General features: G+C 70.3%; 7 protein-coding genes. 4 read left to right on the forward strand and 3 right to left on the reverse strand.

Annotation, left to right across the window (positions count from 1 at the left end; translation table 11 throughout):
- Positions 1-45 precede the first annotated feature (45 nt).
- Positions 46-4,623, reverse strand: coding sequence for an ATP-dependent helicase (locus ON39_RS06185; RefSeq protein WP_040732078.1), 4,578 nt, complete (start codon positions 4,621-4,623; stop codon positions 46-48).
- A 203-nt stretch (positions 4,624-4,826) separates the two neighbouring features.
- On the opposite strand from ON39_RS06185, the gene ON39_RS06190 reads away from it, so the two are divergent.
- Positions 4,827-5,372, forward strand: a complete 546-nt coding sequence (locus ON39_RS06190; RefSeq protein WP_040732080.1) for a histidine phosphatase family protein — start codon at positions 4,827-4,829, stop codon at positions 5,370-5,372.
- Positions 5,373-5,378: 6 nt separating this feature from the next.
- Here ON39_RS06190 and ON39_RS06195 read toward each other — a convergent pair whose 3' ends face one another.
- Positions 5,379-6,005: a TetR/AcrR family transcriptional regulator gene (locus ON39_RS06195; protein WP_040732083.1), complete on the reverse strand. Its 627-nt coding sequence runs from the start codon at positions 6,003-6,005 to the stop codon at positions 5,379-5,381.
- A 68-nt stretch (positions 6,006-6,073) separates the two neighbouring features.
- Here ON39_RS06195 and ON39_RS06200 point away from each other — a divergent pair, with 68 nt between their 5' ends.
- Both ON39_RS06200 and ON39_RS06205 read left to right on the forward strand, forming a co-directional pair.
- Complete coding sequence (locus ON39_RS06200) at positions 6,074-7,021, forward strand: patatin-like phospholipase family protein (RefSeq protein ID WP_040732086.1); 948 nt, start codon at positions 6,074-6,076, stop codon at positions 7,019-7,021.
- Positions 7,018-7,854, forward strand: coding sequence for an SDR family oxidoreductase (locus ON39_RS06205; RefSeq protein WP_040732090.1), 837 nt, complete (start codon positions 7,018-7,020; stop codon positions 7,852-7,854). Before ON39_RS06200 ends, ON39_RS06205 begins: the two co-directional genes overlap by 4 nt.
- A 53-nt stretch (positions 7,855-7,907) precedes the next feature.
- Here ON39_RS06205 and ON39_RS06210 read toward each other — a convergent pair whose 3' ends face one another.
- Entirely contained in the window at positions 7,908-9,074 is a 1,167-nt protein-coding gene (locus ON39_RS06210) for a lipase family protein (protein ID WP_040732107.1), read from the reverse strand.
- A 674-nt stretch (positions 9,075-9,748) separates the two neighbouring features.
- Here ON39_RS06210 and ON39_RS06215 point away from each other — a divergent pair.
- Positions 9,749-12,761 (forward strand): indolepyruvate ferredoxin oxidoreductase family protein (locus ON39_RS06215; protein ID WP_040732109.1); only part of this gene is annotated, 3,013 nt, incomplete at its 3' end.

Below are 12,761 nucleotides of genomic sequence, written 5' to 3' on the forward strand. Positions count from 1 at the left end.
TCGGTGTCCGCCTAGGCGCCATGCGCGCGGCACGGGTGCACCCGGTCACGGGCGGGTCCGTAGCCGTAGGCCGCGGGGCGTGGCGGAGAAGCCCGCCTCGCTGAGGAAGCCCGCGAAGGTGTTGCCGTGCACGGTCTCTCCGTCGACGCGGTCGATGACGAGCGAGTCGACCCGGCGGTGGTGCACCAGGCCGGCGAGGGCCTGGGCGGCGGACTGGCGGGCGTTCGGGTCCTCGGTGAAGGTCAGCAGGGTCTTGCCGCCGCGCTCCAGGTACAGCACCAGTTCGCCGTCGACGAGCACGACGAGCGCGCCCGCCTTGCGCCCCGGGCGGTGTCCGCCGTCGCCCTCGCTCTTCGGCCAGGCCAGCGCGGCGCCGTACGGATTGGCCGGGTCACACGCCGCCAAGGCGAGCGCCTTTCCGCGCTGCGGACCGGAGTCGCCGGGACGGCCGCGCTCGGTGTCGAACGACCGCAGCCGGTCCACCACGTCGGTGGTCGAGAACTGGGCGCCGCCCAGCGAGTCGACGAAATATCCACGGCGGCACCGCCCCCGGTCCTCGAACTCGGTGAGCACGCGATACATCAGCGCGAAACCGCCGGGCACGCCCTCGTTCTGCACCGAGCCCCTGGTCAGCACGCCGTAGCGTTCCAGCAGCATGTCCGCGGTCGCGTGCGCTCGGACGGTGTTGTCCGACACCCGCTCCGGCAGCAGCGACCACCGCCCGGCCACCGCGGGCGGCCCGGACCGGGTCGGCATGCTCGGACGCGGCAGATACGCCCGGCCGCGCGGCGCCCGGCGCGGCGTCCGATGGGCGGTGGTGGTCCGCGTCGTACCCGAGAGCATGGCGCGCACGGGCGCGAACGTGTCGCCGGAGACCAGCCCGGCCCAGACCAATTCCCACAGTGCCGCCGCCACTTTCGTGTCGTCGAGCAAACCCGTGGCATCGGAGAGTTGCCGGAAGAAGTAGGCGCCGCCGCCGTGCGGCACCGGCGTCGGGTTCGGGGTCTCGGCGGTGGCGGCCGGGGGCGTGAGGGACGCGCCGAGCGCGGTGAGCAGGCGCAGCTGCACCTCGGACAGCTCGATGTCGTCGGGCGGCGACAAGGTGAAGGGGGCCTGGTCGGTCAGGTGGAGCGCGACCCAGCCGTCCTTGGCGGTGATCGAGCCGTGGCCGGACCAGATGACCTCGCCGGTGGCCATCAGCTCGTCGAGCATCGCGGGGGAGTAATCGCGGACCCGTGCGGGCAGAATGAGCGACTCCCAGGCCGAGGCCGGAATCGGCACGCCCGCAAGCTGTTCCACCACCGCGGCGACACCGTCGACGCCGCGCAGCTCGCCCGACCCGACGTGCTGCCAGGACGGGAGGAAGCGGCCCAGGGTGGCCGTCGACACCGGCTCCACCTCGTGGCGGGCGGCGGCCAGCGAGCGGCGGCGCAGCCGGCGCAGCACCTGCGCGTCGCACCACTCGGAGCCCGCCGCGCCGGGCGTGAACTCGCCCTCCACAATGCGTTTCTCGGTGATCAGCCGGTGCAGCGCGGTGGCCACCACGGCGGTGCCGAGGCCGAAGCGGGCCGCCACCGCCTCGGTGCTGAACGGGCCGTGTGTGCGCGCGAACCGGCCGACCAGATCGCCGAGCGGATCGGCGACCGGCTCGATGAAGGCCGAGGGCGTGCCGATCGGCAGCGGAACGCCGAGCGCGTCGCGCAGCCGGGACGCGTCCTCCACCGCGACCCACCAGCTCCGGCCCGCGAACGAAACCTCGAGGGCCCGGCGCGATTTCACCAGCTCGGCACACCACGGCGCCGGATCCTCGACGCAGCGTTCGGCGGCCTCGGCCGCGGTGAGCGGACCGAGCAGGCGCAGCAGATCGGCCAGCCCCTCGGCGTCGCGGGCCTGACGTTCCGGGGTGAGCCGTTGCAGCTCCCGCTCGGTCTGCTCGAGGACCGAGGCGTCGAGCAGTTCGCGCAGTTCCACCCGTCCGAGCAGCTCGGCCAGCAGCCCCGAGTCGAGCGACAGCGCCGCCGCCCGGCGTTCGGCCAGCGGGCTGTCCCCGTCGTACATGAACTGCCCGATGTAGTCGAACAGCAGGGCGTTCGCGAACGGCGACGGCGTCGCCGTCTCCACCTCCACGAGCCGGAGCTGCCTGCGCGCCACCCGGCCGAGCAGATCGCGCAGCGAGGGCAGATCGTAGACGTCGCGCAGACATTCGCGCACCGTCTCCAACAGGATCGGGAAGTCGGGGAACTTGCGCGCCACGTCGAGCAGCTGCGCCGACCGTTGCCGCTGCTGCCACAGCGGGGCGCGCTTGCCCGGATCGCGCCGAGGCAGCAGCAGCGCCCGCGCGGCGCACTCGCGGAAGCGGGACGCGAAAAGCGCTGAGCCGCCGACCTGTTCGGTGACGATGTCGTCGATCTCGTCGGGTTCGAAGACGAACAGCTCGGCGCCCGGCGGATCGTCGGTGGTGTCCGGCAGCCGCACCACGATGCCGTCGTCGGAGGCGTTCGGCGCGGCGTCGACACCGAACCGTTCGCGCAGCCGCGCCCCGATCGCCAGCGCCCACGGCGCGTGCACCGGCAGCCCGTACGGCGAGTGCAGCACCAGCCGCCAGTCGCCGAGCTCGTCCCGGAACCGCTCGACCACCAGCGTCTTATCGGTGGGCAGCTGCCCGGCCGCGGTCTTCTGCTCGTCCAGCAGGGTGCCCAGATTCGCGGTCGCGAACGCGTCCAAACCGGCCGCCGCGGTGAGCTTCTCCAGGTTCTCCGGGTGCTGACCGGCCTTACGCACGAACTCGCCGAGCGCCCCGCCGAGCTCGGCAGGCCTGCCGAGTCCGTCGCCGTGCCAGAACGGCAGGCGTCCCGGCTGCCCGAACGCGGGCGTCACCAGCACGCGATCGAAGGTGATCTCCTCGATCCGCCAGCTCGTCGCGCCGAGCGCGAACACGTCGCCGACGCGCGACTCGTAGACCATCTCCTCGTCGAGTTCGCCGACCCGCGAAGCCTTCTCGCCGACCATGTAGACGGCGAACAGACCACGGTCCGGAATCGCGCCGCCCGAGGTCACCGCGAGCCGCTGCGCGCCGGGGCGGCCCGTGAGCGTGCCCGCGTCCCGATCCCACACCAGCCGCGGCCGCAACTCGGCGAACTCGTCCGACGGATACCGCCCGGCCAGCAGGTCCAGCACCGACTCGTAGGCCGAACGGGGCAGCGCCGCGTAACTTCCGGTGCCGCGCACGATGTCGAACCAGGCGTCGACATCGATCGGTTCCAGCGCGCACGCGGCCACGGTCTGCTGAGCCAGGATGTCGAGCGGGTGTGCCGGGATCTGGATCGCCTCGATCTGCCCCGCGGTCATCCGCTGCGAGGCCACCGCGCAGTGGATGACGTCGGTGCGGTGCTTCGGGAACAGCACGCCGCGCGAGATCTCGCCGACCTGGTGCCCGGCCCGCCCGATCCGCTGCAGCCCGCTCGCCACCGACGGCGGAGCCTCCACCTGCACCACCAGATCCACCGCGCCCATGTCGATGCCGAGTTCGAGGCTGCTGGTCGCGACGACGCAGCGCAGCCGCCCGCTCTTCAGGTCGTCCTCGATGAGCGCGCGCTGCTCCTTGCTCACCGATCCGTGGTGCGCCCTGGCCAGCAGCGGGCTCGCGCCGTGGATCACCTCCGTGGCCGCGCCGAGCTGCGCGGGCGGTTTGTGCTCGGTCTCCACCGGCTCGCCGAGGCGCTCCGCGTAGGTCTCGTTGAGCCGCGCGGTGAGCCGCTCGGCCAGCCTGCGCGAGTTGGCGAACACGATCGAAGAGCGGTGTTCCAGCACCAGATCCACGATCGCCTCGTCCACATGCGGCCAGATCGAGCCGGGCTGATCGGACTCGCCCGGCTCGGTCATGTCCGCCACCGGCACCCGGACCGACAGATCGAAGGTCTTCGGCGCGGGCGGGGAGACGATGGTGATCGGCGCGTTGCCGACCAGGAACCGGCCGACCTCGTCCGGCGGGCGCACGGTCGCGGACAGGCCGATCCGCTGCGCGGGGCGCCCCGGCCGGCCCGTCGAGTCGGCGCTCGAGGTCAGCTGATCGAGCCGGGCCAGCGAGAGCGCCAGATGCGCGCCGCGCTTCGAGCCGGCGATCGCGTGCACCTCGTCCACGATCACCGTGCGCACGTCACGCAGCGTCTCCTTGGCCGCGGAGGTGAGCATGAGGAACAGCGACTCGGGCGTGGTGATCAGGATGTCCGGCGGTGTGCGCTGCATCGATCGGCGATCGGCCGCGCTGGTGTCGCCGGAGCGGACGCCGACCGTGATCTCCGGCGGGTCGAGGCCGAGCCGCTTCGCGGTCTGCGTCACGCCTACCAGCGGCGCGCGCAGATTGCGCTCCACGTCCACCGCGAGCGCCTTGAGCGGCGACACATACAGCACCGAGGTCCCCGGCCGCTCCGTCGTCTGCTCGCGGGTGGCCAGCTGGTCGATCGCCCACAGGAACGCCGACAGCGTCTTGCCGGATCCCGTCGGCGCGATCACCAGCGTGTGCTCGCCCGCCGCGATCGCCTCCCACGCCCCGAGCTGGGCCGACGTCGGCGCCGGGAACGCACCGTCGAACCACTCCTGGGTAGCGGGGGAGAACTGAGCCATGGGTTCAGTGTGCACCGGGGCACCGACAAGCTGTTTTCGTCAACATGAGGTGACAACTGATTTCGTTAGCACATGGGTAACTCGCCGGGGACGGGCTAACCCGTTCAGGCCGCAAAACCGCCGGTCGCCGACGCTTCTGTCGAGGCACCTGAGTCTGGCCTGAATTCGCGGAGAGGCGGGACAGATAGTCGTACGCTTCCCTCGTGCAAAAAGTGCTCAGACTCGACCTGGTCAGCCATGGAATGACCGAGGCGATGCGGAAAGCACGTTTTCCAGTCGACGAATCGCTGACCGAAGCGGGCCGCAGGGCCATCTCGGGTTGCACGCCGCTCGCCGCGCCCCGCGTACTCACCGGACCCGAACGCCGCACGGTCGAGACCGCGGCCCTGCTCGGCCTGCCCGGTGACGAGGACACCCGGCTGCGCGACCTCGACGCGGGCGCCTGGCGCGGCGGCGCGTTGATGTCGGTGCCGCAGGACGAGCTGTACGCCTGGCTCACCGACCCGATGTTCCGCGGCCACGGCGGCGAGTCCGTGGTGGACGTGATCGAGCGGACCCGGTATTGGATGGCCGAGATCGCGTCGGAGGGGAAGTCCACCGTGGCCGTCACACACCCGGCGGTCATCCGCGCCGCCCTGCTGGTGACCCTGGACGCGCCGCCGAAATCGTTCTGGCGCATCGACATTCCACCGGGCAGCGTCACCCGGCTGCACTACCGCGGCGAATGGACTCTGCACTTTACGGCGTGACGGTGCTCAGGGCGTCGCGGCGCTCCGCACAGCGAGCGGCCCCTTGCCGAGGGTGACGAGCAACCGGACGGCGTCGGTGATCAGCCGGGCCGGGATCGACGGGTCGATGGCGCGCTGCATGCCCAACCCGATGCCCATGCTGAGGATGCCGGTCGCGGCGTCCTCGGCGGGCACCGGCAGCTCGATCCCCACCGTGTCGGCCAGCGTCTGCACCTGCGCCGCGACCGCGCCGCGCACCACGCCCAGGCTGGACACCAGCGCCGCCTGTAGAGCGGGATCGTCGCGGGAGACCGTCGCGAACTCGAATTCGAGCATGGTCCAGCCGACGTCGCCGACCGTCCGCTCGGCCCACTCCTGGAACCGCTCGAGCTGCTCCTCGAAGCTGTCGCCCGCCGCGAGCAGGTCGGTGACCTCGCCGAACTTGGTCGCGTGAATCAGCTCGATCACCTCGAGGCCGAGCTCCTTCTTGGTGCGGAAGTTCGAGTAGACCGCGCCCTTGGAGTACCCGGCCTCCTCGGCGACCCGCTCGAGGCTGGTGCTCGCGTAGCCGTCGGCGAGGAAGAGATCGCGGGCCGTGGCGATGAGCTCGGCGCGGGTGCGGGCCTGGCTCTCGGACCGGGTCAGACGTGCCATGCGTCGATTCTACGTACTCCGAGATTTCAGATACCGATGGTATTTGAATTCTGCTAGTGTGTGGAACCATGGGTAACAACAACGGGTCGCAGCGACGCGGCCTGGCCATCGGCTGCGGCGGCACGCTCGGCGCGGCGTGGATCGTGGCGGCGCTCGCCGCGGTCCGGGACGCGCTCGACTGGGATCCGCGCGAGGCCGATGTGCTGATCGGGACGTCGGCGGGCGCGGAGTACGTGACGATGCTCGGTAGCGGCGTCTCGGTGGACGAGCTGATCGCCATGCAGGAGGGCACGTCCACGAACCCGATCCTGCTGGCGCACATGCGCTCCGGGCCCGGTCGCTTTCCGCCGCTGCCGCGCCCGCGACTCGGCTCGGCCTGGCTTCCGCTGCGCCGCACCGATTCCGAGCAAGCGCTGCTGACCGCGGGCAGCGGCTTGTTGCCGGTCGGCGGCGGCGACGCGAGCTGGTTGACGCGGCTGGCCGAGCGGCTCAACCCCGGCCGCTCCTGGGTGCCGCACCCGGCGACCTGGCTGGTCAGCATGGATTATGCGACAGGAGAACGGATTCCGTTCGGCTCGCCCGACGCGCCGCCCGCCTCGCTCGGCGCGGCCCTGCGCGCGTCGTGGGCGGTGCCGGGGTGGTTCCCGCCGGTGTCCATCGCCGGGCGCCGCTTCATCGACGGCGGCGCGGGCTCGACGGCCTCGGTGGATTTGCTGCTGCGCGAGCGGCTGGACGAGTTGGTCGTGCTCGCCCCGATGGCCTCGACCGGTCGGATTCCCGCGAACGATCCCGGCCACTTCCTCGAGCGGCAGCTGCGAAATCGCATGAGCGCCAAGCTCGACGCCGAGATCGCCCAGCTGCGGGTGACCGGAACCAGAGTCGTGCGCGTCGACGCCTCCGCGGGCGATCTCGCCGTGATGGGCCCGAACTTCATGGACGGTCGCCGCCGTCTCGACACCTTCCAGCACAGCCTGCGCAGCACCCGTCGTGCGCTCGAACAAGGAGCCTTCGCATGAGAATCCTCGGTCACGGATACCCCGACTTCGACCTGACGGGCGCGCGCGTCCTGATCACCGGCGCGGGCCGCGGCATCGGCCGCTCCACCGCGGAATTGTTCGCCGCCAAGGGATCCGAGATCGTGATCGCCGACGTGGACGCAGGCGCCGCCGAGACCGCGGCCGCCGCGATCGGCGCCCGGCCCTACGAGCTCGATGTGCGTTCGCGCGGGCAGTGGGACAAGATGATCGCCGACCTCGGCCACGTCGACGTGCTCGTCAACAACGCGGGCGTCATGCCCGCGGGCGCGTTCCTGGACGAGCCGGACGTGGTCGGCCAGGCCACCATGGACATCAATGTCTGGGGTCTCATCAACGGCATGCGCGCCGTCGCGCCGGCCATGATCGAGCGCGGGCACGGCCACATCGTCAATGTGGCCTCCCTGGCGGGCAAGGTCCCGGTGGCCGGTCTGGCCGTCTACAACGCGAGCAAGTTCGCGGCCGTAGGGCTCTCCGCCGCAACGCGTTTGGAGTTCGCCCCGCAGGGCGTCAGCGTCAGCTGCGTGCTGCCGTCGGCCGTGCGCACCCGTCTGTCCTCCGGCCTCGCCCTCGGCCACGGCATGCCGACCGTCGATCCGGAGGATGTCGCCGAGGCCATCGTGCGCACCGTCGCCACCCGCAAGGCCGAGGTCGCCGTCCCGAACTACCTGGGCCCCATCGACGTTGCCCTGGCGGCCGCACCGGAGCGCGCGGTTCGGTTGGTGCGCAGGCTCATCGACGGCGACCGCGCCCTGCACCCGGCCGACGAAAAGACCCGCGCGGCCTACGAGGAGCAGGTCCGCTCCATCAGCTGAGCCACGAAAAAGGGCCCCGGCCAATAAGTCCGGGGCCCTTCGTCAGTGGTCGGTCAGCAGTTGCTCGGGGCGGGTTCGCCGCGGAAGCGACCCTCCACGTAGTTCCAGGCATCGACGAAGCCGGCCACCGCGGTGGTCATGTGTTCGGCGATCTCGTAGGGGTGGAAATCGAGTTTCGCGCCCGCCTTGCAGTAACGGTCGGCGACCTCGGCGACCGGCGGGAAGAACGTCATCTCGTCGAATCGGCCCTGCCACAGGTACATCGGGGCCGTGGGGACGCCGTCGAAGTAGCGCAGGCTGTTCTCGCGCAGCACCGCATGGGCCTCCGGGCTGTTCATCAGGCTCTTCGACGCGGCCATCTGCTCGGCGTTGCGGAAGACGCCGTGGAAGAGCAGGAACCGGCGGCAGGCGTCGTGGGTGAATTCGCGGAACCACAGGCCGTTCTCGTTCAGCTGATCCGAGATCGGCAGCCGATCGGGGTATTCCCGCTCCAGGCCCATAGCGGCGGCGAAGGCGAGGCCGAAGCCGGGATGCGGGGCGAAGCCGAGCGCCATCGCCATCTCCTCGAGATCGGCGGGAACGCCGCCCGCGACGACCCCGGCGAGCTTCAGATCCGGTGCGTACGTGGGCTGCAGGGCGGCGGCCCACGCGGTGGCCATGCCGCCGCCCGAGTAGCCGGCCAGCGCGACCGGCGAGTCGCCGAGGCCCAGTTCACTGACCTTGCGCACGGCCTTGACGCTGTCCAGCGTCATCATGCCGCTGAGCCGGGCGGCGCCGTAGGCGGAGGTGGGGCCGAGGTAGTCGGGCAGCGAGATCGCCCAGCCGCGCCCGATCGGCAGCATCGCGCCGACCGCGTCCTGCAGTTCGCCGTTGAACAGCGAGCGCGACGGGTTGCACTGGGTGCCAAGGGAATTGATCAGGGCCTGGTAGGAGACGAGCGGCGGGTTCTTGACGCCGTTGGGCAGCAGGACGGTGGTGATCCCCATGACCGGCTTGTTCATCGAGTTGGTCGAGCGGAACGCGATCTGCCAGCCGGTGGTTCCCACGTAGGGGCCGGTGTCGATCTTGCGGGTGCGCACGACGTCGCCGGGCTGTAAGGCCGCCAGGTCGGCCGGCGGTGCGTAGAACACATCCGGATCCGGTGTGGGATAGAGCGGTTGGGCGTTCGCGGGCAGGCCGAGCAGGCCGGCCGAGACGACGCTCAACAACAGGATCGCGATCCTGAACGGAACTCTGTGCACGGTTTTCCTTCGAATATCGGTCGTTATCGACTTGCCGACCCCGACAACGCCTCGGCAACTCGAACGGACCACCACTGCATGGAAACAGCGGCGAACGCCATCGTTCGCCGCGAAGACGGATAGACATCGACTCACAGTCACACCGAGGGTCGGACCGGCACACCACCTTTCGGCTCGATGACTGCGGGTAGCCGCGGGAGCAGCACCATCCGGAGCGAAGGTAGCGCCGCGCGCGAGACGCCGCGCAACCGGGTCCGGCACTTTGGACAAATCACAACGCGATTCCTGTGCTTTTGACCAAGATCACTAGCTGTGCGGCACCGTCTAGCGCGTGTCATAGCCGTCGGCTCTCTTCGTTCGGGCTATTCATGGGTCGGACGGCGCGTGCGACAGGCCGTCACTCGACGTTTGCCTGGAGTCGCTCCCGGTTGCTGGCAGGCTCGTTGCAGGTCTCGATTCGGCGACCGGTGGCAACCGTCACAGTAAACCTCACATCGTGCATAGTGTGTGCCCATTCACAAGTGAATGAATTGCGCAGTCTGCTCAATTTTCGGCGCGCCTATTGTTCATTCAGCGCTTCGCAGGCAGGGTAAAGGGCATCAAGTGCTCAACTAGGCCTGCGCCCGACCGGTGCCGGCCGGACGGGTGGATGTATGACCGAGCTCGCCGATCACGATCTGATTCCGGCGCCGTATGACCTTGCCGACCGCTACCGCGTCGGCGCAGGCACCGTTGTCCTCACCGGGGTCCAAGCGATAGCGCGTCAACTGGTCGAACAGCACGTGCGCGACCTGCGCGCCGGGCGTCGAGTCGGCACGTTCGTGTCGGGATACCAGGGCAGTCCGCTCGGCGGCGTGGACAAGATGCTGACCGGCATGCCGAATGTGCTCGCCGAGCACGACATCTCGTTCGTCCCCGGCTTGAACGAGGAGCTGGCCGCGACCTCGGTGTGGGGGAGTCAGGCCGAGCTGCCCAAGGGCGCCGCGACGCACGACGGCGTCGTCGGCGTCTGGTACGGCAAGGGCCCCGGGCTCGACCGCGCGACGGACGCGCTGCGGCACGCCAACATGTACGGCGCCAACGCCAACGGCGGTGTGCTGCTGCTGGTCGGCGACGACCCCGCCTCGAAATCCTCGACGGTCCCCGCGGTGAGCGAGCGCTCGCTGGCCGCGATGAACATCCCCGTCCTGTTCCCGCGCAACGCCCGCGAGATCATCACCATGGGCCTGCACGGTGTCGCGCTGTCGCGCGCCTCGGGTTGCCTGGTCGCGCTGAAGATCGTGGCCGACGTCGCCGACGGCGCGTGGTCGGTCGAGGGCGACGTGGGCGACATCGACATCGTAGTCCCCGAGATCACCTGGGAGGGGCGCCCGTTCAGGTATCTGCAGCGGCCGATGGCGGCGCCGACGGACAGCGTGATCGCCGAGGCCGACCTGTACGGCCCGCGCTGGGAGATGGTCAAGGCGTACAGCACGCTCAACGAGCTCGACGTCATCGAGCTGAACCCGCCGCACGCCACCATCGGCATCGCCGCCACCGGAACCACTTTCGACGCGGTCCGGCAGGCGCTGATCGACCTCGGCGTCGACGACGACGCGCTCATGCGCGCGGGCGTCCGGCTGCTGCGCATCGGCATGCCGTTTCCCATTGCCCCCGAACGCGTTCGGCAGTTCGCCAAGGGCCTCACCCGCCTCGTGGTGGTCGAGGACAAGACGGCCTTCATCGAGACCCAGATCCGGGAGATCCTGTACGGCACGGCCGACGCGCCGGAGATCATCGGCAAGCGCGATGCGTCCGGTCGCCCGCTGTTCGGTCAGGACGGCGAGCTCACCACCGGTCGCATCACCAAGCCGCTCAGCCGAGCCCTGCACGGCTACCTGGACACGAAACGTCCGCTGCCGCAGCCACTGTCGCTGTCCGTGCTGCCCGCCAAGCGCGCCGCCTACTTCTGCAGCGGCTGCCCGCACAACCGCTCCACCGCGGTGCCGGAGGGTTCCCTGGCCGGCGGCGGCATCGGCTGCCACACCATGGTGACCATGTCCGGCCGGGAAGACAGCCGCGTCACCGGCCTGACCCAGATGGGCGGCGAGGGCGCGCAGTGGATCGGCCAGGCGCCGTTCACCGATGTGCCGCATCTGTTCCAGAACATCGGCGACGGAACGTTTTTCCACTCCGGCCAGCTCGCCGTCCAGGCGTGCATCGCCGCGGGCGTGAACATCACCTACAAGCTGCTCTACAACGACGTCGTCGCGATGACCGGCGCGCAGGACGCGGAGGGCGCGCTCGCGGTGCCGCGGCTGACCCACAAGCTGAGCGTCGAGGGCGTCGCGCAGATCATCATCTGCGCCGACGACCCGAAGAAGTACCGCAAGCGCGATCTCGCCCCCGGCACCCGGCTGTGGCACCGCGATCGCCTCGACGAGGCCCAGCGCGTGCTGCGCGAGGTACCCGGCGTCACGGTCCTCATCTATGACCAGCACTGCGCCGCCGACGCGCGACGCCAGCGCAAGCGCGGCACTTTGCCCGCCCGCCGGACCCGGGTCGTCATCAACGAGGCGGTGTGCGAGGGCTGCGGCGACTGCGGCGTCAAGAGCAACTGCCTCTCGGTGCAGCCGGTCGACACCGAGTTCGGTCGCAAGACGCGGATCGACCAGACCTCCTGCAACACCGATTACACCTGCATGGACGGCGACTGCCCGTCGTTCGTCACGGTGGAGCTGCCGGATCCGGGGAAGGCCAAGAAGCGCAAGGCGGTCGAGCGTCCGGTCCCGCCGGTGCTGGCCGACCTGCCGCTGTCCGCGCCGACGGCGACGCAGAATGTGTTCCTCGCGGGCATCGGCGGCACCGGCATCGTCACCGTGAACCAGGTGCTGGCCACCGCCGCGCTGCGCGCCGGTTACGAGGTGGCGAGCCTGGATCAGATCGGCCTGAGCCAGAAGGCGGGCCCGGTCGTCTCGCATTTGCGTTTCGCCGCAGGCGAGTTGGAGCCCGCGAACCGGCTGACGCCCGGCTCGGCGGACTGCATCATCGCGTTCGACCTGCTCACCGCCACCGACAACAAGAACCTGGCCTACGGTTCCAAAGAGAACACCCTGTCGGTCGCGTCCACCAGCAAGACTCCGACCGGGGACATGGTCTACGACAAGTCCGTCGAGTACCCGGAGACGCCCGCGCTGCTGGCCCGGCTCGAGCAGGCCTCGCGCGAGGTGCGTTCGTTCGACGCGCTCGCCGCCGCCGAGGTGCTGTTCGGCAATACCGCGGCCGCTAACTTCCTGATGGTCGGCGCCGCCTATCAGCTCGGCGGGCTGCGCCTGCCCGCGTCCGCCATCGAGGAGGCCATCGAGATCAACGGCGTCGCCGTGAACGCCAATATCGCGGCGTTCCGCTGGGGCCGGGCGGCGGTCGCGCTGCCGGACGAGTTCGCCGCCGCGGCGGGGCATCCGCAGCGCAAGAGCGCCGAAATCAAGGTTCCCGCCGACCTTTTCGAGGGCTTGACCGCGACGGGTGAGACCAAGCGGCTCGTGGAGCTGCGGGCCGCGGAGCTGATCGGCTTCCAGGGTGTGCGGGTCGCGCGGGAGTACGTGCGGACGGTGCAGCACATTTGGGACGCGCAGTCGCGTGTCACCGATCGCACCGAGTTCAGCGAGCAGGTGGCGCGTGGGTTGT

Source organism: Nocardia tenerifensis NBRC 101015 (assembly GCF_000308715.1).
Taxonomy (GTDB): Bacteria; Actinomycetota; Actinomycetes; order Mycobacteriales; family Mycobacteriaceae; genus Nocardia; species Nocardia tenerifensis.

Bases quoted from the DNA above. Each gene is read 5' to 3' on its own strand.
- ON39_RS06185 (WP_040732078.1), bottom strand. From the start codon at position 4,623: ATGGCTCAGTTCTCCCCCGCTACCCAGGAGTGGTTCGACGGTGCGTTC.
- ON39_RS06195 (WP_040732083.1), bottom strand. From the start codon at position 6,005: ATGGCACGTCTGACCCGGTCCGAGAGCCAGGCCCGCACCCGCGCCGAG.
- ON39_RS06205 (WP_040732090.1), top strand. From the start codon at position 7,018: ATGAGAATCCTCGGTCACGGATACCCCGACTTCGACCTGACGGGCGCG.
- ON39_RS06200 (WP_040732086.1), top strand. From the start codon at position 6,074: ATGGGTAACAACAACGGGTCGCAGCGACGCGGCCTGGCCATCGGCTGC.